This window comes from Hydrogenophaga pseudoflava NBRC 102511 (genome assembly GCF_001592285.1).
In the GTDB taxonomy this organism is placed as follows: Bacteria; Pseudomonadota; Gammaproteobacteria; order Burkholderiales; family Burkholderiaceae_C; genus Hydrogenophaga; species Hydrogenophaga pseudoflava.
Genome location: NZ_BCWQ01000022.1, coordinates 1 through 24,070 on the forward strand (window position 1 = coordinate 1; position 24,070 = coordinate 24,070).

The 24,070-nt window shown below is 61.6% G+C and carries 20 protein-coding genes; 9 read left to right on the forward strand and 11 right to left on the reverse strand.

Annotation, left to right across the window (positions count from 1 at the left end; genetic code table 11):
• The 8 genes from HPS01S_RS20470 to HPS01S_RS20505 form a co-directional block, all read right to left on the reverse strand.
• Positions 1-1,015: TnsB C-terminal domain-containing protein (locus HPS01S_RS20470; protein WP_218016614.1), on the reverse strand; the 1,015-nt coding region annotated here is incomplete at its 3' end.
• Positions 978-1,700, reverse strand: a complete 723-nt coding sequence (locus HPS01S_RS20475) for a TnsA endonuclease N-terminal domain-containing protein (protein ID WP_066160700.1) — start codon at positions 1,698-1,700, stop codon at positions 978-980. The genes HPS01S_RS20475 and HPS01S_RS20470, both read right to left, overlap by 38 nt.
• A 242-nt stretch (positions 1,701-1,942) precedes the next feature.
• Positions 1,943-2,362, reverse strand: a complete 420-nt coding sequence (locus tag HPS01S_RS20480; protein WP_066160703.1) for a helix-turn-helix domain-containing protein — start codon at positions 2,360-2,362, stop codon at positions 1,943-1,945.
• Between the two features lie 547 nt (positions 2,363-2,909).
• A complete protein-coding gene (locus tag HPS01S_RS20485) occupies positions 2,910-3,656 on the reverse strand; it encodes a M48 family metallopeptidase (protein ID WP_066160705.1) in 747 nt (248 codons plus the stop codon).
• 2 nt (positions 3,657-3,658) lie between these two features.
• On the reverse strand, positions 3,659-6,970 hold the full coding sequence (locus HPS01S_RS20490; protein ID WP_066160708.1) for a type I restriction endonuclease subunit R: 3,312 nt from the start codon (positions 6,968-6,970) through the stop codon (positions 3,659-3,661).
• On the reverse strand, positions 6,967-8,181 hold the full coding sequence (locus HPS01S_RS20495; protein WP_084397595.1) for a restriction endonuclease subunit S: 1,215 nt from the start codon (positions 8,179-8,181) through the stop codon (positions 6,967-6,969). The genes HPS01S_RS20490 and HPS01S_RS20495 overlap by 4 nt, the downstream gene beginning before the upstream one ends.
• A gap of 104 nt (positions 8,182-8,285) precedes the next feature.
• Positions 8,286-9,800 carry a type I restriction-modification system subunit M gene (locus tag HPS01S_RS20500; RefSeq protein WP_066160710.1) on the reverse strand — a complete coding sequence of 505 codons (1,515 nt, stop codon included), beginning with the start codon at positions 9,798-9,800 and terminating at the stop codon, positions 8,286-8,288.
• A gap of 8 nt (positions 9,801-9,808) precedes the next feature.
• Positions 9,809-10,417 carry a restriction endonuclease subunit S gene (locus tag HPS01S_RS20505; protein WP_066160796.1) on the reverse strand — a complete coding sequence of 203 codons (609 nt, stop codon included), beginning with the start codon at positions 10,415-10,417 and terminating at the stop codon, positions 9,809-9,811.
• A 187-nt stretch (positions 10,418-10,604) separates the two neighbouring features.
• Between HPS01S_RS20505 and HPS01S_RS20510 the strand changes: the two genes are divergently transcribed.
• From HPS01S_RS20510 to HPS01S_RS22505, 5 genes are all read left to right on the forward strand, one after another.
• Positions 10,605-10,895, forward strand: a complete 291-nt coding sequence (locus HPS01S_RS20510) for a type II toxin-antitoxin system HigB family toxin (RefSeq protein ID WP_066160713.1) — start codon at positions 10,605-10,607, stop codon at positions 10,893-10,895.
• A 32-nt stretch (positions 10,896-10,927) separates the two neighbouring features.
• On the forward strand, positions 10,928-12,154 hold the full coding sequence (locus HPS01S_RS20515; protein ID WP_066160716.1) for a transcriptional regulator: 1,227 nt from the start codon (positions 10,928-10,930) through the stop codon (positions 12,152-12,154).
• 218 nt (positions 12,155-12,372) lie between these two features.
• A complete protein-coding gene (locus HPS01S_RS20520) occupies positions 12,373-13,479 on the forward strand; it encodes a multiubiquitin domain-containing protein (RefSeq protein ID WP_066160719.1) in 1,107 nt (368 codons plus the stop codon).
• Positions 13,476-14,867 carry a ThiF family adenylyltransferase gene (locus HPS01S_RS20525; protein WP_066160722.1) on the forward strand — a complete coding sequence of 464 codons (1,392 nt, stop codon included), beginning with the start codon at positions 13,476-13,478 and terminating at the stop codon, positions 14,865-14,867. Before HPS01S_RS20520 ends, HPS01S_RS20525 begins: the two co-directional genes overlap by 4 nt.
• 11 nt (positions 14,868-14,878) lie before the next feature.
• Positions 14,879-15,196, forward strand: a complete 318-nt coding sequence (locus HPS01S_RS22505; RefSeq protein ID WP_255284270.1) for a ubiquitination-like system serine protease family protein — start codon at positions 14,879-14,881, stop codon at positions 15,194-15,196.
• 676 nt (positions 15,197-15,872) lie between these two features.
• On the opposite strand, the gene gyrB is transcribed toward HPS01S_RS22505, so the two are convergent.
• From gyrB to dnaA, 3 genes are all read right to left on the reverse strand, one after another.
• Positions 15,873-18,500 carry a DNA topoisomerase (ATP-hydrolyzing) subunit B gene (gene gyrB / locus HPS01S_RS20535; RefSeq protein WP_066160729.1) on the reverse strand — a complete coding sequence of 876 codons (2,628 nt, stop codon included), beginning with the start codon at positions 18,498-18,500 and terminating at the stop codon, positions 15,873-15,875.
• An 80-nt stretch (positions 18,501-18,580) separates the two neighbouring features.
• A complete protein-coding gene (dnaN, locus tag HPS01S_RS20540; RefSeq protein WP_066160732.1) occupies positions 18,581-19,687 on the reverse strand; it encodes a DNA polymerase III subunit beta in 1,107 nt (368 codons plus the stop codon).
• A gap of 132 nt (positions 19,688-19,819) precedes the next feature.
• Positions 19,820-21,226: a chromosomal replication initiator protein DnaA gene (dnaA, locus tag HPS01S_RS20545; protein ID WP_066160735.1), complete on the reverse strand. Its 1,407-nt coding sequence runs from the start codon at positions 21,224-21,226 to the stop codon at positions 19,820-19,822.
• 248 nt (positions 21,227-21,474) lie between these two features.
• Here dnaA and rpmH point away from each other — a divergent pair, with 248 nt between their 5' ends.
• From rpmH to yidC, 4 genes are all read left to right on the forward strand, one after another.
• Positions 21,475-21,609 carry a 50S ribosomal protein L34 gene (gene rpmH / locus HPS01S_RS20550; protein WP_066096666.1) on the forward strand — a complete coding sequence of 45 codons (135 nt, stop codon included), beginning with the start codon at positions 21,475-21,477 and terminating at the stop codon, positions 21,607-21,609.
• Positions 21,610-21,691: 82 nt separating this feature from the next.
• Complete coding sequence (locus HPS01S_RS20555) at positions 21,692-22,087, forward strand: ribonuclease P protein component (RefSeq protein WP_066160738.1); 396 nt, start codon at positions 21,692-21,694, stop codon at positions 22,085-22,087.
• A complete protein-coding gene (gene yidD / locus HPS01S_RS20560; RefSeq protein ID WP_066160741.1) occupies positions 22,084-22,371 on the forward strand; it encodes a membrane protein insertion efficiency factor YidD in 288 nt (95 codons plus the stop codon). The genes HPS01S_RS20555 and yidD overlap by 4 nt, the downstream gene beginning before the upstream one ends.
• Entirely contained in the window at positions 22,368-24,062 is a 1,695-nt protein-coding gene (gene yidC / locus HPS01S_RS20565) for a membrane protein insertase YidC (RefSeq protein WP_066160744.1), read from the forward strand. Before yidD ends, yidC begins: the two co-directional genes overlap by 4 nt.
• Positions 24,063-24,070 lie beyond the last annotated feature (8 nt).

Genomic DNA, 24,070 nt, shown 5'->3' on the forward strand with positions numbered 1-24,070 from the left:
AGCGGTGTTCCACTGCAAGGTCCTTGATGGCGATTTCCGTTGGCTCCTTCGGCAGGATGCCGTGTCTCAGCGCCCCAATTACAGCCGCTGCAGAGGGGCCTCCGAAGCTCAAGTAGTACCCCCATGGCATTCGACTGAAGGAATCAAGCGCCATGGTCAGAGTAGGTCTCCCTAAGGGCAACCAGGTGCGCTCGTCGACGAGAAACAGGTCCATAGGCGTGTGATCGATCTCGATCCGCTCCAGGATGCGCGTGGTCTTGACGCCTGCCTTGCCGACCCGAAAGCGCCGATCCGCACTGGCCTTGCCCTCCTTGAGCACGGTCATCTCATAGAGGTCGGCTCTGGCCAACATCCGATACGCGGTTCGTTCGCAGGGTGGAACGCACGGTGTGGCTGACAGCGACTGCCGGTTCTCGATCTCGATCTTTGCCAGCAAGCGCGAATAGATGTTCTTTACCGTTGCCAAGGGCGAGGTGTTGTATGCCTCTGCTGTTGCCTCTGACAACAGCTCATGCACCCTTGTGCCTTGGCGTGGCCTCTTGCTGCCACGCAGATCGAACCTGGGAACGAGAGCTCGCGAATCTTTCGCCGCCATGAATCGCTTGTGCCAACGGTAGATCGTGATCACGCTGGGAGGCTTTGCGTCGCTGATCCTTTCCGCGACTTGCTCAATGATCGGCACCAGGTAGTCGGGCGTGAACACCGGCTTGCCCTCGGCGCAGATGGCCTCCAGGTAGCTGCGGCGGCGTTTGGCCTCCTTTTGCACCTCCGCAGGGAGTTGGTCCAGTGGTCTGGAGTAGGTCGGTATCGACTTGGGGGACCGTTCCTCGGTAGTCGAGGCAGAGATCAACCCTTGTGCAAAGTCATCCAGCAACTGCTGTCGCTGCACAAGGGATAGGGAGCCATCGGGGATGGTTTCCAGAAGTACTTCGCCGTTGGGCTGCAACCTGTCGATCCGAAAGGTCCCGCCTTGCCACTCAAAAACCATGTTCTTGCGCAAGCCAAAACCAGCCATCGTCTGCCTCCGTTGTGTGAGTCAATAGGGTCTCGGGCGAAAGGGGTGCATCAAGGCGGCAACGCAGCAGCCCGGCCATGAGCAAGCTGTAGGGATCAGCGCCGTGTGCTGCCAATACCTGGGTAGCCCGGGCCAGGCTCGCGGGAAGGTCCATCGCGCATCGGTGCAAGGCAGACTGTGCAAACGCGCTGGTCAGGCGAACGCGCATCGCCTGGTGGCAAATCGCTCGCACGTTGGTCTGTCTGGGTTCTTGCCGCAGCACTTCATCGGTCAGGACGACGAAGGCCTGGCCGCTGCGTTTGAGGTGCGCGGCCACGCATTGCAGCTTGTGCCGAATGTCTTCCCTCGCAAGAAAAACGGCAGGCTTCACTTCGACCCAGATGCTTGTGCCGCATTGCAGAGTCACTTCCAGATCGGGGGTATATCTGCGCACACGACCCCCATCGGGGAAGGTGATGGTGGTCGGCTGCTCCCGATACCTGACCACTTGAGGTGAGGCTTCCAGAAGGTAGATGGCGTCAAGTTCGAGCAGACCCTCGTGGTGCACCAGGCGCCCGTTTTTTCTGCTGGGAAACTTGCCCCGCATGATCCCGCCGGAAGGGCTGATCACCTGCCGCGCGCGACGGTGGTTGTCGCCCACGGGCGTTCGCCCGTTCCAATGACCGCTCCACAGGTTTGTGGTCATGGGTGTTCTCCTGGCCATGGAGCGGGCAGCACCGCGCCCTCCGCCATGGCAATGACAGTTGGATATGACTGTTTTTGGGCGTAGCTACGCCCGCATCGGGCTATCTCAGCCGATGAAAACAGTGGTTTGGGGAGGGGAGCGGTCTTGACGCTGGGAAATGCGTCCGCGATACTGAAGGTGTCATCCGAGGTATCGACAGATGCTTCACCCAACGGGGCAAGCCGCAAGGTTTGTCCCGTTTTCTACATGGGCGCCTCCATGCTGGTTCGGCGCTTCAGTCGGCGCGCTGGTTCGCGGGATTCGTGCATGGTGCCGCGCAACGCCAGCACCTCTCGGATCATTCGCACTTGCGCGGGCGTGAGGTGCTCAATCTCGCCGCGTAGATCGCTGAGGAGCCGGTAGATGTCGGCGGGGGCATCCGGCTCGATCACAAGCTTGCGGTGTGACTCCTGGGCTGCGGCGCGCAAGGCTTCCTGTTCTTCCTTGGTCAGCGGGATTGCCGCTGTCAGGCGCTCCACGAACTCATCGGTGGGCGGTCCCTTCAGTCCAACTTCGAGCGCGGATATGTAACTTTGCTCGTAGCCGACGAGCTTTGCTAATTCGACTTGGCGAAGGCCATGCCTAACTCGGATGGAATGCAGGGACTCAGAGAACGGGCTCATGACCCGAAATTCTGGACCGAACTCTCGGTCGTGTAAATATAAAAAAGTCGTTATAGATCAGTGAGGTACGGAGCTTGGAGGCAAAAAGTTGAGTATTTGCAAATTTCGTCATTTCAGCATTTTTACATTTAATCATTGGTGCGTTTGATGCGATCTTTTGATTGCTGCGGCTGCGCTTTTCCTATTGCTATAGAAATGTGAACACAAGAACTGAGACTCGCACGAAGTTTCATAATGTAAAAGTCTCTGTTTTGCCGTAATTTCAGAAGAGCTGTCAATCCGGGGGGTGTTGGCGGATCGCCATGAGCAGAGCAGGTCAGTCCCTGCAGCGATGACCTGATGTGTCTCCGCACTAGTTCACAGCGCCACCCTTCGCCTTGACATTGGTCCTCGCTGGGTGGATTGGTGACGTCCACTCCTTCGGCTGCTGTCATGCCTGGACCTGTAGGTGCATGCTAGTTCGGCGGACGGCGCACTGAGCTATGCCGCAAACGTTTAAAGACCGCAGCCACCTGCGCTCGCTACGCCTAAACCAAGAAGACGGTTCTTACCGAAGGAAGATGTCCGCTTGGTCATCTAGGCGCGCTTTGACGCGCTCCCAGTCCGGCATGTACAGCGTCAAGGTTCGGTAGAAGGCGCTGCTATGGTTGTAATGCTTCAGGTGGCACATCTCGTGAAGCAGCACATAGTCAATGGCCTCACGCTGCGCAGCCACCAGCCGCGGATTGAGTGTCAGTCGACCCGATGGGGAGCAGCTGCCCCATTGGCGGGTCATGAACTGCAAGCGAAACGACGGCACCTCGCGAACCCACCTCAACGGCTCGGAAATAACGTTGAGGCGTATCGCGAAAACTTCCCGAGCCCGTTCGCGATACCAAGTGTCGATACACGCGCGGATCTGATCGACGTCGTGGCAAGGCACATTCACCACCACAAACGCTCCACGCAACTTTGCCTCGGCAGCGCTCGCCGGCTCAACCACAACCTTGAGCCGATATCGCTTGCCAAGGTAGTGGATGGACTCTCCGCTCACGTACTCGCGCGGCAGCACATGCACCATCCGCGCCTTGGCAGCAGCGACATGCTGACTGATCCAGCGCGAGCGCTTGCGGACCGCCGCCAGGACGTCGGCTAACGGGGTTGACGGTGGCGCGTCGACCTGCACGCGGCCATCTGGCTCAACGTGGATCGCTACCCGCGGAACAACGCGTGTGGTTTGCCGCCGCAACGTGAAAGCAATCTGCTCATCACCGTACGCCACTCGGTGCTGACCATCGAAACCCAACGTCTCCATGGTCAAGCCTTGCTGAGGCCGATGCGGGTGATCTGGATGACTTGTTCCACCACCTGCTTGGCGTTGTCCAGCCCCAGGCTGCCAAAGAGCAGTGGCAGCAGCCCCTTGCGAATCGCTGCCTCGATGTTCTGGGGGTTGAGTGAGTTCTCAGCGACTGCATCCTTGACCACGGTGTCGATGGCCAGGGACTGCTGCACCAAGCGCTCAAGGGCCTGGGATTCCAGAGCGGCAAAGCTGTCTTCACCCAGCACCAAGCGGATGGCACCAAAGTAGGCCTTGGCATGTGGGTTGGCTGCCAGCTCATCCGGCGTACCGGGCGTCGCCCGCGACGCCACCTGTTCCTCGAAAGACTTGAACAAGGCGTACTGTTTCAGCGGGTGGTCGAACATTGCCTCCGCCTCGGCAATCGCCTGGCGCAGCAACTCACCGAACACCTTCTGTGCGTACGGATCCTCAGCGAGTTCTTGCTCGATGGTCTTCCGCAGCCGGGTCCGGATCATGTCCGTCTCATTGCGGGTCTTCTCTTCCGACCAGTCCTCAGGCTTCTCGGCCTGGCCTAACTGATGCACCAGATAGACGCCCTCGGGGTCGCGCACCTCGGTACCGATGACCTGCTTGTCGACCAGCTTGCGGATCTGCTCTTCGTAGACGCTGTAGTCCACCGTCTCCATGGCATCTCGGCGAGCCGTTTGGCGCAGTTCTGTGAAGAAGCGCAGATCACTCTTGTACCGTGTAATCAGTTCCTCTGCAAAGCTCTTGTCCTCGAAGAAGCTCCGCGAAGACAGTGCCGTCTGAAGGCACAGGCCGAAAGCGGTGAGCGCATCGTAGAAGTCGTCGCGCAGCTTCTGCCGCTCGTCGTACTCGGTGCCGTCGGCGTCCTTCACGAAGCGAGGGGCGAGCACCTGCCGATACTGCTCGCGGTCCAGCTTGTTGGTGACCGACCTGAAGAAGGACCACAGCTGCTCGTGAAGCGCCGGCAGGCGCTTGTACTCGGTGCTGAACTGGTGGTACAGCCCTTCGAGGTCCTGAACATCGAACCCACCTTGCGTCCGCGACTCCAAGTCTTGATAGGCGCGAATGGCAGTGTCCAGTTCCTTCAGGATGCCGCGATAGTCCACCAGCACGCCATAGCGCTTGGCATCGTGCAAGCGGTTCACCCGCGCGACCGCCTGGATCAGGTTGTGCCCCTTGAGCGGCTTGTCGATGTACAGCACCGTGTTGCGTGGTTCATCGAAGCCCGTCAGCAGCTTGTCCACGACGATCAGCAGGTCTGGCGCTCCGTCAGTGCCAAAGTCACCGATCACCTGCTTCTCGTAGGCTTCAGGGTCGTTGCCGCAGGTGGCCATGGCCTGCTTCCACCACTTCTGGACTTCAGGCAGCGTGTCCTCGTCGACTTCCGAGTTGCCCTCGCGGGTGTCGGGTGCCGAGATCACGATCGCGCTCGTCACCAGGCCTGTCTCGTCCAACGCCTTCTTGTAGCGAATCGCATCCAGCTTGCTGTCGGTTGCGACTTGGGCCTTCAGACCTAGGCCCAGCTTCTTGATGTTCTCGTTGAAGTGGGTCGCGATGTCCCAGGCGATCAGCTCGATGCGGTTGGCCGCCCCATAGATAGCGCCCTTCTTTGCGAACTTGCGCTTCAGATCACTGCGCTGCGCATCGCTGAGGTTGCTGGTGATCTTGTCGAACCAGCGGTTGACGGCCTCTTCGTTGATGTCCAGTTCCGGCACGCGCTCTTCGTAGAGCAGTGGAGCCACGGTTTCGTCCTCCACCGCGCGTTGCATGGTGTAGGCGTGGACGATGGGGCCGAACTTGTTGGAAGTCTTCTCGTCCTTGAGTAGCGGCGTTCCCGTGAAGGCGATGTAAGCAGCCTTCGGCAATGCCTTCTTCATCCGCTCATGGGTCTCGCCGCCATGGCTCCGGTGGCCTTCGTCGACCAGCACGATCATGTCCGCCGAGTCATTGCGGCACTCAGGCAACTTGGACGCCGTGTTGAATTTGTGGACAAGCGTGAAGGTGATCCGCTCGGTCCCTTTGCCGATGCGCTGGGCCAGGTCACGACCGGACAGGGTGCGGCTGCGCTCACCATCCTTCTGCGTGGCGATGCTCGACCCGAAGGCCCCGCCCGTCATGAAATTGCGCGAGAGCTGGGTTTCAAGATCCACGCGATCGGTGACCACCACGATGCGGCATTCCTTGAGGCTTTCGACCAGCAGCAGGGCCTTGGTCAAGAACACCATGGTGAAGCTCTTGCCGGAGCCCGTGGTGTGCCAGACAACACCACCCTCGCGGCCACCGCCCTGCGAATCAGGCTTCTTCTGGCTGATGCGCGACAGCAGTGCGCGGATACCGAAGAACTGCTGGTAGCGAGCGACGATCTTGCCGACCTTGCGGTCGAAGAGCACGTAGCCGCGCAGGAACTCCAACAGGCGGGACGGCGTTAGCAGGCTGACCAGCAACCGATCTTGCTCAGTGGCCTGCATCGGCGCGCTCCAGAGCGTGTCGAAGTAGGTGGCGAGCGATGCAGGCTTGCCTTCAAACAACGCGGCACGGACGTCCGGAGGCAAAGGCGCGTTCTTGACGGCCAGCAGGTGAGCGTCGTCGAACTCTTCCTCTCGCCATTTGGCCCAGAACTTGGCGGCGGTGTGGGTGGTGCCGTAGCGCCCCTCGGTCTGGCTGATGGACAGCAGCAGTTGGGCGTAAGCGAACAGATTGGGGATCTCGTCTGGCCGCTGGTTGCGCAGATGCTGGCTGATGCCTTCTTGCACCATGGCCTTAGAGGGGTAGCTGCCGCCCCCCGACTCCGGACGCTTGGACTCGATCACCACCAACGGGATGCCGTTCACGTAAGCCACCGCGTCTGGAGTCCGGTGGTGTGTGCCTTGCGCAGACAACACCTCCAGTTCCTCGGTCACGTCCCAGCGGTTCGCAGAAGCATCCCTCCAGTCGATCACCGCAATGGTGGGCTGGTGCTTCTTGCCATCCGGCATGAACTCCGTAACCGTGATGCCCAATGCCAGCTTGCCGTAAAGCCGCTCGTTGGCCGGCATGAGGCCTTCCGCCAAGCTGAGCGCCGACAACTCCCGCACGATCTGCTCGATGCCACTGGGCGATAGCGGGTACCACTCGCCCTTGTATTCGTAGCGGCGGGTCTGCAGCACCTCGATCAGCCGCCCCTTGAGCAACACTTCACGCGTGCTGCCGCGCAGGCTCAGCGCCTGCGCCGTCGTCTGGAAGTTCCAGCCCAGATTGCATAGCAGGTGCAGCGCTGGCAGGTGGGCGCTGTACCGCTCGCGGGAGTTGGGCGTGGTGTTCATGCTTGGGCTTCCGTCTCGGCAGCGGGTACCTTGACGCGGCGCTTACCGGCCAGGAGCTGGGACATCAGAGCAGCTTTCTCGCGTTTGAGGAGATCGAGATCGCGCTCACGCAATTCAACGTACCTCGCAGCTGTTGTCAGCACCGCGGCAATTCGGTTCTGAGCCGCCATCGGTGGCACTGGAACCCGGCAGGCAAGGAAGTCTGCCGGTCGAATGTTCAGCAGTCCGTTGTTCCGTACTCCTGTGTTGACGATTGCCCCGAGTTGGTCGTGCAAGTAGTCAGCGCGAAACAGGTGCTCGTAGAAGGTCGCGTTCAGGCTGGGCAGCAGTTTGAAGCAGACATAGACATTGGGCACCAGGCCGCGCTCGTAGCCCCTTAGGGCGAATACACAGCCGAATTCGTACAGCTTGGAGTTGCCCTTGTTGTAGGCAAACTCGCCACGATCGAGAGCGATGTAGTTCTCAACGCTCTTGCCAGCCATGAAGCGACTGTACTTCTCGTCCTGGCGTACAAAGCCGCTGCCGGACGAGATCATCAGAACCGGTAGGACCTCTTCCTCATTCGCACGCCGCTGAATCCTCTCGGAGACTTCGCTCAATGCGCTCAGATCCCACTCGCCGGACATCACAGGTTTAATGAGCAACTGCCGTTGCAACGCCTTCAACTGCCGGTGGCCAGCGGAAACCAGTTGCTCAGCAGTCCCAATGGCGTGGTCCCAAGTGGACAAAGTATCGCCAATGCGCCTCTGCTCCTTGGTGGGCGGTTTGGCTATCCGGAGCGGTTTCAACACCTCGAGGTTGATGTTTTTCTGGGCGTTCTGACCGGCCTGTGCCTCAAGGTCTTCCTTTCTGGACGCAAGCGCGTACTTGAGCCAAAGCAGGTCTGTTGCCGCTGACAGCGGTCTGATTCCGACGACGCTGTCCGGGCATGCAGTAGGTATCCTGGTGATCGCCGTAGCGCCGATGTTTGCAGCAATTGTGAGAAGGATCGTTCCTTCTTCGAACACCTTGCTGACGGTCAGACCTAATGCATTCAGTGTCTGGCTGTGTGTACGCAGGTACAACTGCGCACCTGCGACATCCCCAGTTTGAACAAACGGTGTCTCACCACCGAAGTACTTCGGGTCGTTTCGCGGACGCGCAGAGAATCTCCCTCGCTCGACAGTTGCTATGGAATCAAGACGCTCGAGTGTCCAGCCATCAGGAAGCATCTCTACCCCTCGTCGTTTTACTCAACGAGCTGATCGTCGTAACGGGTCCGCTGGGATTTATCTGCCAAGAAGGACTCTTGCTTGAGAAGCAGCGCTCGTAACCTTCACTCATAGCCCAACTCCTTCAGGTACTCAGCCATCCTTGCATCTAGGCTGGCAAGCTCGGCCTTAAGCTGCTCGCGCTCCCTACGGACGGCCATGAGGTCGATCTCGTTCTCGTCCTCAAAGGTGTCCACATAGCGCGGGATGTTGAGGTTGAAATCGTTCTCCGCGATCTCTGCCCTAGTGGCGAGGTAGGCGTATTTGGTGACGCCATGTCGCGAGTGCACCGTATCCACAATGCGCTGAAGGTCGATTTCGCGCAGCACGTTCTGATTCTTGCCGGCCTCGAAGTCACGGCTGGCATCGATGAACAGCACCTTTTCGTCGGTCTTGTTTTTGCGGAACACCAGCACGGCGGCAGGAATGCTTGTTCCGTAAAAGAGCTTCTCTGGCAGGCCGATCACCACATCCAGCAGGTTCTCCTCAATCAGCTTCTGGCGAATACGCCCCTCAGCCGCGCCGCGGAACAGCACGCCATGCGGCACGACGACGGCCATGCGGCCGGTGCCGGGCTTCATGGTCTCGATCATGTGCAGGATGAAGGCGTAATCGCCCTTGGTGCGTGGTGGCACGCCGCGGCGGAAGCGGCTGAACTTGTCGGCGTCAGCGCCTTCAAAGCCCCACTTCTCCAGGCTGAAGGGCGGATTGGCAACGACGATGTCGAAGTGCTTCAGGCTTGCCGTGCCGTCCAGCAGCTTGGGGTTGCGGATGGTGTCACCCCACTCGATGCGGTGGTTGTCCTCGCCGTGCAGAAACATGTTCATCTTGGCAAGGGCCCAAGTGCTGCCGATCGCTTCCTGGCCATAGAGTGCGTACTTGCGCGAGCCGGTGCTCTCGCGGACGAGGCGTCCGCACTTCATCAGCAGTGAGCCAGAGCCACAGGTCGGGTCGCAGATCTCGTCGCCCTCTTGCGGCGCCATCAGTCGGGCCATCAGGGTCGAGACCTCGGGCGGCGTATAGAACTCGCCCGCCTTCTTGCCGCTGGTGGATGCGAAGTTCTTGATCAGAAACTCGTAGGCGTTGCCGATCACGTCGAGCTGGCCGACGCGGCTGGGGCGCAGGTCGAGTTCGGGCTTGGCAAAGTCCTCCAGAAGGTGGCGGAGGATGTCGTTCTTCTGCTGCTCGTCGCCCAGCTTGTTGGAGTTGAAGCTGATGTCCTGAAACACATCGCGCAGCTTGGTGATGTTGGCTTCTTCGATCGCGTGCAGGGCCTTGTCGATGCGCTCGCCATTGCCAGGGCTGTGCCGCTTGTTGTGCAGGGCGTAGAAGCTCGCGTCCGAAGGCAGGACGAAGCGTTCGCTCTTGAGCATCTCGGCGATCAGCTCCGGGTGATCACCGTACTGCTGCTTGTAGCCGTCGTAGTGGTCTTGCCAGACGTCCGAGACGTACTTCAAGAACAACATCGTCAACACAAAGTCTTTGTAGATGCTGGGGTCGACTGTTCCACGGAAGGTGTCGCAGGCGTTCCAGACGGCGGCGTTGATGTCGTCTTGGCTGACGTTCGTAATTTCAGTCATCTGTGCTCTCAGGTGAGATTCATGGGTTGCCCGGCGGCCAGGGCGGAGGCGAGCGCTTCAAGCTGAAGCTCGCGGTTTTGGATCAGGGCCGTCAGAACGGCGCGCTCACGCGCAGCCGCGGCAGCCAAATCTGTGACGACCCGTTGCGTCGCAAGCGATGGCAGCGGGATCTCGAGGGCCTCGAGCGCTTGCCGGGTCACGCTGAGTTGCAGCGATCCAGAGGCTGCCTGCTGGAGCTGACGTTGCACCGGCCCCTGCCCAACGACCCAGGCAAGGAATTCCGGCATCAACAGCTCGCGAGCCTTGACCGTCAGGTGGAACAGGTGAGGCCCGCAGACCGCAGGCGCCGGGGGCGAATCAACGCACACAGCGAAGTACCGACTGCCCCTCGACACAAAGAGGAGGTCGCCACCGCTCAGCCAGTCCGGCTCCTTACGCCCCGCCAGTTCCGTACGGACCGCTGACGACCAGTCGACACCTTCGCCAGGCAGGATGTCCTTCATCTGGACAACGGGGACCGCCCCCTCAGGAACCGCTTCAACCGCGCCCCGAAAGGGGTGTCCGGCACGGATGTGCGCCAGATCACCCAGCTTCATTTTTAGTGCGGCATCATTCATGTTGCACATTTTAGCGTGATCATGCTAAGATGCCAACATCAATTTCGTTCGCAGCATAAGCGATGATGCAATAATAGTGATTCTTGCAACAACACAAGGAGGCAATCAACGTGAAAAAGGGAACTCTTGACACTTCCCCATTTGGGAAGTAACAATTCAACCATGCCGGGGGGCCAAAGCGAGGCCTATGCAACTACTCAACATACCCATCTTGGAGGAGCTGAAGGCGGCCCATGCAGATGCTCGGGGAGCGCTGGATGCCTGGCGCAAGGAAGTGGGGGGCGCGGTTTGGACTTCCCCGCAGGACATCAAGGACCGCTACGCCTCAGCAAGTTTTTTGGGTGACAACCGGATCATCTTCAACATCAAGGGCAACAGCTACCGGCTGGTTGTCAAAGTCCGTTTTAAGAACGGCATCGTCATCATCGAGTGGGGCGGCACACACGCCGAGTACGACAAGAAGAACTTCGGCCAGTGAGCCCCCACGACCCTCGACACCAGGAGAAGAACATGAGCACGCAGATTCGAGTACTGAAGACGGACGGCGATCACGCCGTTGCCGTGGCTCGGCTGTCTGAGCTGATGGACATGGATCCCGCAGTGGGGTCTGCCGAAGAGGCTGAGTTGGAGCTGTTGGCCCTGCTCATCCAGTCGTACGAACAGACCAAGTTCCCCCCTACGCCGCCGGACCCGATCGACGCCATCCTGTTCCGGATGGATCAGCAGCGGCTGGCACACAAGGACCTCGTGCCATACATCGGCTCGATGTCCAAGGTCTCCGAGGTACTGAGCCGCAAGCGTCCATTGAGCCTAGCGATGATCCGGCGGCTGCACGCAGGCCTGGGCATCCCGGCTGACGTGTTGATTGGCGAAGGGCAAGAGCTGTCGGTTGACTCGACGGTGGACTACACGAAGTTCCCGTTGGCCGAGATGCAGGAACGCGGCCTCTTCGGGCCGAACAAGCGGCCGCTACAGTCCTTGAAGGAATACGCAGAAGAACTGGTGACGGGCTTCTTTCGATGTGCGTCAGGCCTGGGTGGACAGCCGGTCATGATGCGTGCGACGCTTCATCAAACCGGGGCCCGCACCATGGACGAGTACGCGTTCAAGGTCTGGCAAGCCTGCGTGCTGCGAAAGGCACGCGCCATGGCTCTCAAAGGTGCGTATCAACACGGCGTCATCACGTCAGAGTGGATCCGCAACCTGACTCGGCTGTCGACCTTCGAGTCCGGCCCTCTGCTGGCTCAGGAGTACCTCTCCAACCATGGCATCGCGTTGGTCTTTGAGCGGCACTTCGACAAGACCTACCTTGACGGGGCAGCCATGCTGGACGGCGAAGCACCGATCGTTGCGCTGACGCTTCGGCACGACCGCATCGACAACTTCTGGTTCGCCCTGCTGCACGAACTCATCCACGTCCAGCGGCATTTAACTGCGTCGGATCCGTGCATCGCGGACAACCTGGACGACAAGACTCGAACCAGCGATCAAGAGCTGGAGGCCGATCGAGAGGCCGGAGAGGCCTTGATTCCGGAGGCCGCTTGGGTCCACGCCCCAGTCAGGATCAGCCACTCCACCGAGGACGCGGTCGACCTGGCGCGGCAACTACAGATTCATCCGGCCATCATTGCCGGGAGAGTTCGCAAAGAGACTGAGAACTGGCGCTTGCTGTCAAACCTGATCAGCTCTGCTGGCAAGGTCTCCGACTTGTTCAACAACCAACTGGCCTGCCAGTGAGAAAGGAGGCGCAACAAATGCTGCCGTACAAATAGGAAAGGGCAAGCTTGAGAGCTTGCCCTTAGGGGTGAATCTGACGCGAACGCCCGACTCGGTTTGGCGATTGAGAGTGTGTTTGCGTCGGAGCCCCCAGTCAAGGCTCCCAAGCGATGTCTGTGGTCTTTCGTGGCTGAACAGTCACGGAAAAACGTTCGTTTCGCTTTACGAAAGGGGCAACCATGCCCAACGCAAACACCTTCCCTCCTGCCCAAGATGGGCACTTCATCGAGGTCGCTGGCCTCGACCTTGTGTTCAAGCCCGTTCCTCTGGCTGACCACACCCCCACCGGGGCGCAGATTGCCAGCGCAGCTGGCTACAGCGATGCCCAGGTGGTCACCGTTCTCCACCTGCTGGCCAACGGCGAACTGGAAGACATTCGCCCGACCGAAGTGGTGAGCGTTCCGCAACCCGGCGGCCGGTTCGTTGTGGTCGTCACCGACCGCTCGTATCGGATGACGATCGATGGCAAGCGCATCGATTGGCCTGTGCAGCGGATCTCCGGGAGCATCCTGCGCCACCTCGGCGGCGTTCAGGCGGACAAACTGCTGTACTTGGAGCGTCAGGACAAGGCTGACGTTGTCATCGAAGACCACGACTTGGTCGATCTCGGCCATGCAGGGGTCGAAGCCTTCTACAGCCGAGCCCCCGTCTGGATCCTCAACATTCAGGGCGTCCGCCTCGAGGTTCCGACGCCAACGATCGTTGTCAGTGATGCGATGCGCCAGGCAGGCTTTGACACCAATCAAGGCTGGCACATTTTCCTCAAGGTGGCCGGACAACCGAAGCAGGAGCTCGAACTCACCTCGGTCGTTGACTTGCGGGCGCCCGGCATCGAGAAGATCCGGTTGACCCCAAAAGACGTGAGCAACGGTGAAGCTGCGCAAGCTCTTCGCCGTGACTTCCCGTTGCTGGACGTCGACGAATGCTTCCTCGACGAGCACTTTGCCCAGTGGGAGACGGTGCTCGACAACCAGCGGCGCTGGCTGCTGATCTTTGGATATTCGGTTCCCGCGGGCTACAACCAACAGAAGATCACCTTGGCCCTCGAAGTGCCGCCGACCTACCCCGGGGCGCAAATCGACATGTTCTATGTCTTCCCGGGTCTCGCGCTCAACAGTGGTCAGACGATTGAGTGCACGCAGGTACAGGAGGCCATCTGTGGCCAGTCCTACCAGCGGTGGTCACGCCATCGGTCCGATGCCTGTCAGTGGCGACCGGACTCCGACAACGTCGTGACGCACCTTGCCCTGGTCGAGTCGGCGCTGGCCAAAGAGGTGCAGCAATGAACCCGTCCACCAACCTGACGATCACCAATGCAGACCACCGGAAACTGCAAGATCACCTCTTTCCAGGCGATGGTCTTGAGGCTGCCGCCATCTTGCTATGCGCTCGGACTCCTAGTCCACGAGTGCGCCTGCTCGTGAAGCAGGTGTTGTTGGTGCCGCATTCCGCTTGCAAGGAGCGGCGCTCGGACTACTTGGTTTGGCCCGGGTCGGCGATCGAAGAGGCCATTGACTTGGCGGAAGCTTATGGCCTCTCTTTGGTGCTGACCCACTCGCATCCAGGTGGTCTGTTTGGCTTCTCTCGGCACGACGACCGAAGCGATCTGTTGACGGTGCCCAGCCTCTTTCAAGCGCTTGGCGGTCTACACGGCACAGCGATCATGACCCCTGATGGCGCCATGTTGGCGCGTCTTTACCGGCAGGACTTGTCACCGATCTCGGTCGAGTCTGTGATGGTTGCCGGTGATGACCTCACCTGGCACTGGGCCGACAGGAAGTTCAGCCCTCGACCAACAGCATTCACCAGCGAGGCGACCCAAGAGCTCGGTCGCCTCAGTGCCTGCGTCATCGGTGTGTCTGGGACGGGCTCGCTCGTCGCGGAGCAACTCGCGCGGCTTGGATTCGGCCAAGTGATCCTCATCGACTTCGACAAGATCGAACCGCGCAACCTGAATCGAATCGTCAACTCGACGCTGGCGGACGCCAAGGCTCAGAGATCGAAGGTTGTCGCGTTTGCTGAAGCTGTGACCAGCTACAGGGGCGAGGGGGTCGCCGTGCCGGTGAACGCGTCCATCTCGACACGCGAAGCAGTGCTGTGCGCCAGCCAAACCGACGTGATGTTCTCGTGCGTCGACACCCTTGACGCTCGACAGATCGCAGATCTTTTAGCCGCCAGCTTCTTGATCCCGCTGTTCGACGTCGGGGTCTCGATTCCAACCAGAAGGACGACGGGAGGATCAGCCATCGCTGACGTCTGCGGGCGAATCGACTACGTCCACCCGGGCGGCCCGACGCTTCAAGATCGTGGGGTCTACGACCCCGCCTCGCTGCGCGCGGAGTACCTGCGGCGCACGGCACCGGATGCACACAGGGAAGAAATGCAGGCCGGCTATCTACGCGGCGTCACCGAAGAAGCGCCAGCAGTCATTGCGTTGAACATGAGGGCGGCATCCGCATGCGTGATGGAGTTCATCGCGCGGGCCCACCCGTTTCGCCATGAGTCCAACGCTGCGTACGCCAGAACGCAGTTCAGTCTCGCTGCGAACGAAGAGGAATTCTTCTCGATTGAGTCGTTCCCAACGACGACCACCCCGCAGTTCGCACGCGGCGACTTGGAGCCGCTCCTGGGGCTACCCGCCCTACGCGCGCCGAAGTCGGAGGTAATCGCATGAAGGCCAAGAGGATGTTGCTGAGGCTGTTCGACTTCGTGGCGCCGGCTCGCCGTCTCCAGGTGGTCAGTGGAGACAGCCTGCCTCCGAGGCTGCCGTTCAGGGCCCTCGTGCTGGCGCGGGACGGCGATGAAGATTGGTGTGTAGGGATGCGGTGTCCTTGCGGTTGCGGCAGGAAGATCGAGTTGCTACTGATCAACGAGGCGGAACCGCGCTGGGATCTGCTCCTGGACGAGGAGGGTCGCCCATCCCTAGCCCCTTCAGTGTGGCTCCGAGACGGCTGTCATTCGCACTTCTGGATTCGCAAAGGTAAGGTTAGATGGTGTCCCTAGCCCGCAGCTTTGGTGAGGCCCACGCAACAGCAAAGTCAAGGAGTCGCAAGGCGGCGCCACCGGGCTGGATCAGTCAGCCTAACCGAAGCCGCTAAGGGGAACGAGGGACTTGCTGAGTAAGTCCTTCAGCATTACGACCCGCTTTCGTAACGGCGCCACCCTCAACCGGGAGACCGACAGGCCTCAGTCCGTCGGATCCCGGTGTCCAGACATTAATGCCAGGTCTCGTGGCTTTAATGCCGCGTCTCCGACATTGATGGCAAAGAACAGCGATGTATGGCGCCAGCGTGTGCCGTTTGCTCACCACCAGCCATTGTCAGGTTCCAGGGCAGACCTGACTTCCAGCTGAGGAGGCCACCAAAGTCAGCTTCAGATATCCGCCGACATTCGGTGTCGATTCCTGTGCGACTGCACCCAGCCTTTCACGGTCATCCAATCGCTGGGCAAGTGACCTGCAGCAGCGCCTTCGCAACGACTGATCTGGAAACAACTGGGAACAAAAGGGCACTTGTGGACCTGTAGGTCCGTCAAGGCCACCCCAACAGGATTTCCAGTAGCCCAGCTTGTGCCGGCTCATGAGGAGAGCTGGGGGACGCAGCCGGGTTTTTGCAATAACTCTGTCAGTAGTTTTTCACTAACTTGGCAAAGTTTTCACTTTCTCTGTCATCCGACAACATTAAACGTCAATGTTGCCGGCTCTGAGCGCGTTGGTTTCGATGAAATCCCGCCGCGGCTCCACCTCATCCCCCATCAACATGGTGAACACGCGGTCGGCTTCGATCGCGTCGTCGATCTGCACGCGCAGCAGGCGGCGCACCTGCGGGTCCATGGTGGTTTCCCACAGCTGCTCGGGGTTCATTTCGCCCAGGCCTTTGTAGCGCTGGCGGCTGGTGGTGCGTTCGGCTTCGCTGATGAGCCACTGCATGGCCTGGCGGAAGTCGCCGACCTTTTCTTCCTTCTGCTTGTCGCCTTCGCCGCGCTGCGCCTTGGCGCCTTCGCCCAGCAGGCCGCGGAAGGTGTCGGCCGCGGTGGCCAGGGCGGCGTAGTCGGCGCCGTGCACGAAGTCCTGCGTGAGGATGCTGCTCTTGACGTTGCCGTGGTGGCGGCGGCTGATGCGCAGGATGGGTTTGTCGCTGCGCGCATCGAATTCGCCGGCCACTTCGGGCGGCACGCCGGTGGTGCTCAGCTCGGCCAGCTTGGCCTGCATGGCGACGGCGCTGGCTTCGGCCTCTTCCACGGTGTCGAGCTTGACGCTCACGCCGTCGGCAATCGCACGCAGCGCTTCGGCGTCCATGAAGTTGGAGAGGCGCTCGATCACGCGCTCGGCCGCCTGGTGCTTGCGCGCCAGCTCGGCCAGGGTGTCGCCTTCGAGCACGGTGTTGGCGGCGCCACCGGTCTGCACCTTGGCGCCGTTCAGGGCGATGCGCAGCAGGTACTGGTCCAGCGCGGGCGCGTCCTTCAGGTACAGCTCTTCCTTGCCGTTCTTCACCTTGTACAGCGGCGGTTGCGCGATGTAGATGTGGCCGCGTTCGACCAGTTCGGGCATCTGGCGGTAGAAGAAGGTCAGCAGCAGGGTGCGGATGTGGGCGCCGTCGACGTCGGCGTCGGTCATGATGATGATGCGGTGGTAGCGCAGCTTGGCGACGTCGAAGTCGTCCTTGCCTTCACCGCCCGAACCCTCGCCGCCGGCCTTGCCGATGCCGGTGCCCAGCGCGGTGATGAGGGTCAGGATTTCGTTGGAGGACAGCAGCTTTTCGTAGCGCGCCTTCTCCACGTTCAGGATCTTGCCGCGCAGCGGCAGGATCGCCTGGAACTTGCGGTCGCGTCCCTGCTTGGCCGAGCCACCGGCGGAGTCGCCCTCGACGATGTAGATCTCGCACAGGGCGGGGTCTTTCTCCTGGCAGTCGGCCAGCTTGCCCGGCAGGCCCATGCCGTCGAGCACGCCCTTGCGGCGTGTCATCTCACGGGCCTTGCGGGCGGCTTCGCGGGCGCGGGCGGCTTCGACGATCTTGCCGCAGATGATCTTGGCGTCGTTGGGCTTTTCCTGCAGGTAGTCGGTCAGCAGGCGGGCCACCACGTCTTCCACCGGGCCACGCACTTCGCTGGACACCAGCTTGTCCTTGGTCTGGCTGCTGAACTTGGGTTCGGGCACCTTGACGGAGAGCACGCAGCACAGGCCTTCGCGCATGTCGTCACCAGTCACTTCGACCTTGGCCTTCTTCGCGAAGTCGTTCTCTTCGATGTACTTGTTGATGACGCGCGTCATCGCGGCGCGCAGGCCGGTCAGGTGGGTGCCGCCGTCGCGCTGCGGGATGTTGTTGGTGAAGCAGAGCACCTGCTCGTTGTAGCCGCTGTTCCACTGCATGGCCACCTCGACACCGATGTTGGTGCCCTGGTCGCTCTGGCGGTCGCCGATGGCGTGGAAGCAGTTGGGGTGCAGGACCTGCTTGCCCTTGTTGATGAACTCCACAAAGCCCTTGACGCCGCCGGCACCGGAAAAGTCGTCTTCCTTGCCGCTGCGCTCGTCCTTCAGGCGGATGCGCACGCCGTTGTTCAGGAACGAGAGTTCGCGCAGGCGCTTGGCCAGGATGTCGTAGTGGAAGTCGTTGTTCTCTTTGAAGATCTCGGTGTCGGGCAGGAAGTGCACCTCGGTGCCGCGCTTCTCGGTCGCGCCGATCACCTTCATCGGCGAGACCTCGACGCCGTCGCGCATCTCGACGATGCGGTTCTGCACGAAACCGCGCGCGAACTCGATCTGGTGGACCTGGCCTTCGCGGCGCACCGTCAGGCGCAGCCACACCGACAGTGCGTTCACGCAGGACACGCCCACGCCGTGCAGGCCGCCCGAGACCTTGTAGCTGTTCTGGTTGAACTTGCCGCCCGCGTGCAGCTCGGTCAGCGCGATTTCGGCGGCCGAGCGCCTGGGCTCGTGCTTGTCGTCCATCTTCACACCGGTCGGGATGCCGCGGCCGTTGTCGGTCACGCTGATCGAGTTGTCGGTGTGGATGGTGACGACGATGTCGTCGCAGTGGCCGGCCAGGGCTTCGTCGATGGAGTTGTCCACCACTTCGAAGACGAGGTGGTGCAGGCCGGTGCCGTCGGACGTGTCGCCGATGTACATGCCCGGGCGCTTGCGAACGGCCTCCAGGCCTTCCAGGATCTGGATCGCCCCCTCGCCATAGCCTTCACTGGCGCCGGCCTGGTTCGCGTCGATCTTGGGCTGGAAATTGGAGCTGTCGGCGCCTGCTTCACCGGTGTGAACGGCGTCTTTTCCGGAATCGGCGGGCTTGTTGGCTTCGGACATGGTGAATTTCTCTGACTTCTAGAAACGCCAAACCCGCTGATCAGCGGGTTGGCATGCAAGGTGGCTGCGGGTGTTGCGGATCAGATCCGCATGGGCATGACCACGTACTTGAACGCGTTGTCTTCGGGGTTGGTGATCAGCGCGGAGCTGTTGCCGTCCTGCAGTTCGATGCGGACCATTTCCTGGCCCATGTTCTGCAGCGCATCGATCAGGTAGGTGACGTTGAAGCCGATTTCGATGGCGTCGCCGCCGTAGTCGATGTCGAGCTCGTCGACCGCCTCTTCCTGTTCGGCGTTGCTGGACGCCACGCGCAGCGTGCCCGGCTCGACGTTCAGGCGCACGCCCTTGAACTTCTCGCTGGTCATGATCGCGGTGCGCTGCAGGCTGGCCAGCAGCGGCTGGCGGCCCAGCGTGACGATGTTCTTGTGGTTCTTTGGGATGACGCGGTTGTAGTCGGGGAACTTGCCCTCGACCAGCTTGGTGACGAACTCCATGCCGTCGAAGCTGAACTTGGCCTGGTTGGCCGCGAACTGCATCTCGATCGCGCCTTCCTTGTCGGACAGCAGGCGCTGCAGCTCCAGCACGGTCTTGCGCGGCAGGATGACTTCCTGCTTGGGCACTTCCACGTCCAGCTCGGCGCTGGCAAACGCGAGGCGGTGGCCATCGGTGGCGACCAGCGAGAGCTTCGTACCCTCGGCCACGAACAGGATGCCGTTGAGGTAGTAGCGGATGTCGTGCACCGCCATCGCAAACGACACCTGGCCCAGCAGGCTCTTGAGCGTCTTTTGCGGCACCGAGAACACGGGGCCGAAGCTGGCCGATTCCTGCACCAGTGGGAAGTCTTCGGGCGGCATGCTCTGCAGCGTGAAGCGGCTCTTGCCACCCTTGAGAATGGTCTTGCCACCGGTGTGCTCCAGGCTCACAGCCTGGTCGGCCGGCATGGTGCGCAGGATGTCGATCAGCTTGCGCGCGCCGATCGTGGTGGCGAAGCTGCCGTCGTCGCCACCCAGTTCGGCCGTGGTGCGGATCTGGATTTCCAGGTCGCTGGTGGTCAGCTGCACCTGGCCTCCGGTCTTGCGCAGCAGCACGTTGGCCAGGATGGGCAGCGTGTGGCGCCGCTCGACGATGCCGGCGACCGACTGCAGCGCGGCCAGCACCTGGGCCTGGGAAGACTTCAAAACGATCATGTCAGACTCTTTCGTCACTGGTTGACTGGCGCTCTGTCGCGGCGCTCTCCTCGGGCATGCCTCTCAGCCCCCTCGAAACCCAAAACGTAGCTATTTTCACCTGTTTTTACAGACCGCTCCGGGCGCCCCCGGTCAGCCTTTCAGGGTCTGCTCCAGCACGTGCAGCTGCTGGTTCAGCTCCGTGTTGGTCTGGCGCTCGGCCGCGATCTTGCGCACTGCGTGCAGCACCGTCGTGTGGTCCCGGCCGCCGAACAGCTCGCCGATCTCGGGCAGGCTTTTCTGGGTCAGCTCCTTGGCCAGGAACATCGCGATCTGGCGCGGCCGGGCGATGCTGGCCGGGCGCTTCTTGCTGTACATGTCCGCGACCTTGATCTTGTAGTAGTCGGCCACCGTCTTCTGGATGTTCTCGACCGAGATCTGGCGGTTCTGGATCGACAGCAGGTCCTTGAGTGCATCGCGAGCCAGCTGGATCGATATCTCTTTCTGGTTGAAGCGGCTGTAGGCCAGGATCTTGCGCAGCGCGCCTTCGAGTTCGCGCACGTTCGAGCGCACGTTCTTGGCGACGAAGAAGGCGACCTCCTCGGGCATCACGGCATTCTCGGCCGCGGCCTTGTTGATCAGGATCGCCACGCGCATTTCCAGTTCGGGCGGTTCGATGGCCACCGTCAGGCCCGAATCGAAGCGAGAAACCAGGCGCTCGTGGATGTCGGCCAGACCCTTGGGATAGGTGTCGCTGGTCAGCACGATGTGGCTCTTGCGGGCCAGCAGCGCCTCGAACGCGTTGAAGAACTCTTCCTGCGTGCGTTCCTTGTTGGCGAAGAACTGCACGTCGTCGATCAGCAGCAGATCGAGCGAGTGGTACCGCTCCTTGAACTCGTCAAACGTCTTGCGCTGGTAGGACTTGACCACATCCGAGACGAACTGCTCGGCGTGGATGTACAGAACCTTGGCCTGCGGCTTGTCGGCCAGCAACTGGTTGCCGATGGCGTGCACCAGGTGGGTCTTGCCCAGACCGACGCCGCCATAGATGAACAGCGGGTTGTAGAGCTGACCCAGGCTGCCGGCCACGTGCATCGCGGCGGCGCGCGCCATGCGGTTGGCCGAGCCTTCAACCAGCGTGGCGAAGGTCAGCGCCGGGTTCAGGCGGCTGCGCGGTCCGGTGGCTGCGGTGGGCTCGGCGGGCGCCACATCGGGCAGCTCGGCCAGCACCTGTTCCTGCACGGTGCGCGTCGACGGGGTGCTTCGGATGGTGGTTTCGCGAGGAGCAAGCGCTAACTCCAGTACCACGGGAGCACCCTGGATGCCCTCCAGCAAGGCGGTGATCCGGGCCGCGTACTGCGCCCGGATCCAGTCCATCTTGAAGCGGTTGGCGACCGCCACGGTGACGCGCGACCCGTCGGGCGCGACCGTGGCCGAGAGCGGACGGATCCAGGTGTTGAACTGCTGCTCGGGGATTTCCTGGGCGAGACGGTCGACGCAGGACAGCCAGAGCGACGAGGCGTCGCTGGCAGCAGAAAGGGGGGAATGGCCCTCGATCATGAAACGGGAAGGAAAGATTGTTCTTGTGGACAAACGGCTCGGGGCTGGATCGGCATTGTAGGCCCGCCGAAAAGTTATCCACACCCCTCGGGTGACTGTTACATGTTCATCGACCGGGCCGGCGGATCGGCCTCAAATCCGGGTTTGCGACAACCGCGCTTGCTGCTTTCGGTCTTTCTCGGCGATAATTGCGGGTTTCCCTCCAACTTGAATCGCCCTGGCCTTGCCTGGGCCGCACTGCCATGGCAATGAAACGCACCTACCAGCCTTCGAAGATCAAGCGCGCCCGTACCCACGGTTTCCTCGTGCGCATGAAGACCCGCGGTGGCCGCGCCGTCATCAACGCACGCCGCGCCAAGGGCCGCAAGCGTCTGGCCGTCTGAGCCTGATCCGCCCTGCCGCATCGATCAGTCCTTGGTCGGCCGGGCCCACGCTCTCCAGCGCGCCTGTGACTCCGGTCGTCTGATGCAGCGCATCCGGACCCGGCCCCAGTTCCAGGCTGCCATGGCGGGTGCCATCGTGGCCAAAACCCCTCATTTCGCCCTGCACCGGTTGGCACTGCCAGGCACGGAGCACGGGCGTTTGCTGTTTCCGGTGTCTGACACCTGGGTTGGCGTCGTGTTGCCCAAGCGCTGGGCCAAGCGGGCCGTCACCCGCAACGCCATCCGGCGCCAGGTGTACGAGGCCACCCGCCTGGCCGCGAGCCAGTTGCCGCCGGCGGCGCTGGTCGTGCGGCTGCGCAGCGGGTTCAGCCGCGAGCAGTTCGTGAGCGCCACCTCGGACGTGCTCAAACGGGCGGTGCGCGCCGAACTGACCCAGTTGCTGGGACGCATCGCCGCACGGCCGGAGCTTGCGGCATGATGCGCGACTGGCCGCGCCAGGCCCTCATCGGACTGGTCAAGGGCTACCGCCTGTTGCTCAGTCCCTGGCTGGGCGGCAGTTGCCGTTTCGAGCCCACCTGCTCGGTCTACGCGCTGGGGGCCTTGCAGCGCCACGGCGCTCTGGCCGGTGGGTATCTGATGCTCAGGCGCATCGGGCGCTGTGGTCCCTGGTGCGAGGGCGGTTGCGACCCGGTGCCCGACGCGGCGCCCGCACTGTTCTCTCACCTGATTCCTGTTTCCTCAGAAAAGAAGAACCCTTCATGAACGACATCCGCCGTTCCATCCTCTGGGTGGTTTTTGGTTTTTCGATGGTCCTGATCTGGGACAAGTGGCAGATCCACAACGGCAAGGCACCGACGTTCTTCCCGTCGTCGGCCGCGACCGCGCCGGCTGAGCAGAAAGCGGCGCCGGCGGCCGATGCCAGCGTGCCGGCCGCCACCTCCGCCAGTGCTTCCGCCGCTTCCGGAGCGGCGGCGCCTGATGCGGGTGCGCCCGCTCCGGCGGCTGTGCGCCACGAGGTGACCACCGATGTGTTCAAGCTGACCTTCAACAGCGAAGGCGGTTCGCTGATCGGCGCGACGCTGCTGAAGCACGCCAGCAAGCAGCTGGGCTCCGAGCCGTTCCAGCTGCTGGCCCAGAACGACCAGCACACCTACATCGCGCAGACCGGCCTGATCGGCGGCAGCTTCCCGACGCACAAGACGCCGATGGCGCTGGTGCCCGGACCCAACTCGCTGGCCGATGGTCAGGACACGCTGGCGGTGAAGTTCGAGTCGGCCGACGTCGGCGGCGTCAAGCTGGTCAAGACCTACACGCTCAAGCGTGGCAGCTACACCATCGACGTCGCGCACGAGGTGGTCAACACCGGCGCCGCGCCGGTGACACCGCAGCTCTACGTGCAGCTGGTGCGAGACGGCAACAAGACCGACAGCGAGACGCCGTTCTATTCGACCTTCACCGGTCCGGCGGTCTACACCTCGGCCCAGAAGTACCAGAAGATCGAATTCGGCCAGATCACCGATAACAAGGCCACCTTCGAGAAGAGCGCCACGGACGGCTACGTGGCCATGGTGCAGCACTATTTCACCTCCGCCTGGCTGCTGCCCGAGGGCGCGGCGCGCGAGAACTTCGCCCGCCGAATCGACAACAACCTGTTCTCCATCGGCGCGATCAGCACCCTGCCCGCCATCGCCCCCGGCCAGAGCCAGAAGCTCGACGCGCGTCTGTTCGTGGGCCCGCAACTGGAGAAGGTGCTGGAGACCACGGCCCCCGGTCTGGAGCTGGTCAAGGACTACGGCTGGCTGACCATCATTGCCAAGCCGCTGTACTGGCTGCTGGAGAAGATCCACGGCTTCGTGGGCAACTGGGGCTGGGCGATCGTGCTGCTGGTGGTGCTGCTCAAGGCGGCGTTCTACTGGCTCAACGCCAGCGCATACCGCTCGATGGCCAAGATGAAGGCCATCAACCCGCGCATCACGGAAATGCGTGAGCGCCTGAAGGGCAACCCGCAGCTGATGCAGCAGGAGATGATGAAGATCTACCGGGAGGAGAAGGTCAACCCGCTGGGTGGTTGTTTCCCCATCCTGATCCAGATTCCGGTGTTCATCGCGCTGTACTGGGTGCTGCTGTCGTCGGTGGAGATGCGCAACGCGCCGTGGATGGGCTGGATCACCGACCTCTCGACCAAGGACCCGTTCTACGTGCTGCCGTTCGTGATGACGCTGACCACGATCGTGCAGACCGCGCTGAACCCGCTGCCGCCCGATCCGCTGCAGGCCAAGATGATGTGGCTGATGCCGCTGATGTTCTCGGTCATGTTCTTCTTCTTCCCGGCCGGTCTGGTGCTGTACTGGATCACGAACAACCTGCTGACCATCGCCCAGCAGGCGTACATCAACAGCAAGATGGGCGTGCCGCTGAAGATCACCAATCCGATCACCCTGTTCAAGAGCTGAACAACGGG

What these genes read in the sequence shown, in the direction of transcription:
- HPS01S_RS20475 (WP_066160700.1), bottom strand. Translation starts at nt 1,700, where the DNA reads ATGACCACAAACCTGTGGAGCGGTCATTGGAACGGGCGAACGCCCGTG.
- HPS01S_RS20555 (WP_066160738.1), top strand. Translation starts at nt 21,692, where the DNA reads ATGCAGCGCATCCGGACCCGGCCCCAGTTCCAGGCTGCCATGGCGGGT.
- HPS01S_RS20520 (WP_066160719.1), top strand. Translation starts at nt 12,373, where the DNA reads ATGCCCAACGCAAACACCTTCCCTCCTGCCCAAGATGGGCACTTCATC.
- HPS01S_RS20505 (WP_066160796.1), bottom strand. Translation starts at nt 10,417, where the DNA reads ATGAATGATGCCGCACTAAAAATGAAGCTGGGTGATCTGGCGCACATC.
- rpmH (WP_066096666.1), top strand. Translation starts at nt 21,475, where the DNA reads ATGAAACGCACCTACCAGCCTTCGAAGATCAAGCGCGCCCGTACCCAC.
- HPS01S_RS20525 (WP_066160722.1), top strand. Translation starts at nt 13,476, where the DNA reads ATGAACCCGTCCACCAACCTGACGATCACCAATGCAGACCACCGGAAA.
- HPS01S_RS22505 (WP_255284270.1), top strand. Translation starts at nt 14,879, where the DNA reads ATGTTGCTGAGGCTGTTCGACTTCGTGGCGCCGGCTCGCCGTCTCCAG.
- HPS01S_RS20510 (WP_066160713.1), top strand. Translation starts at nt 10,605, where the DNA reads ATGCAACTACTCAACATACCCATCTTGGAGGAGCTGAAGGCGGCCCAT.
- HPS01S_RS20495 (WP_084397595.1), bottom strand. Translation starts at nt 8,181, where the DNA reads ATGCTTCCTGATGGCTGGACACTCGAGCGTCTTGATTCCATAGCAACT.
- dnaN (WP_066160732.1), bottom strand. Translation starts at nt 19,687, where the DNA reads ATGATCGTTTTGAAGTCTTCCCAGGCCCAGGTGCTGGCCGCGCTGCAG.
- gyrB (WP_066160729.1), bottom strand. Translation starts at nt 18,500, where the DNA reads ATGTCCGAAGCCAACAAGCCCGCCGATTCCGGAAAAGACGCCGTTCAC.
- HPS01S_RS20485 (WP_066160705.1), bottom strand. Translation starts at nt 3,656, where the DNA reads ATGGAGACGTTGGGTTTCGATGGTCAGCACCGAGTGGCGTACGGTGAT.
- HPS01S_RS20490 (WP_066160708.1), bottom strand. Translation starts at nt 6,970, where the DNA reads ATGAACACCACGCCCAACTCCCGCGAGCGGTACAGCGCCCACCTGCCA.
- yidC (WP_066160744.1), top strand. Translation starts at nt 22,368, where the DNA reads ATGAACGACATCCGCCGTTCCATCCTCTGGGTGGTTTTTGGTTTTTCG.
- yidD (WP_066160741.1), top strand. Translation starts at nt 22,084, where the DNA reads ATGATGCGCGACTGGCCGCGCCAGGCCCTCATCGGACTGGTCAAGGGC.
- HPS01S_RS20480 (WP_066160703.1), bottom strand. Translation starts at nt 2,362, where the DNA reads ATGAGCCCGTTCTCTGAGTCCCTGCATTCCATCCGAGTTAGGCATGGC.
- HPS01S_RS20500 (WP_066160710.1), bottom strand. Translation starts at nt 9,800, where the DNA reads ATGACTGAAATTACGAACGTCAGCCAAGACGACATCAACGCCGCCGTC.
- dnaA (WP_066160735.1), bottom strand. Translation starts at nt 21,226, where the DNA reads ATGATCGAGGGCCATTCCCCCCTTTCTGCTGCCAGCGACGCCTCGTCG.
- HPS01S_RS20515 (WP_066160716.1), top strand. Translation starts at nt 10,928, where the DNA reads ATGAGCACGCAGATTCGAGTACTGAAGACGGACGGCGATCACGCCGTT.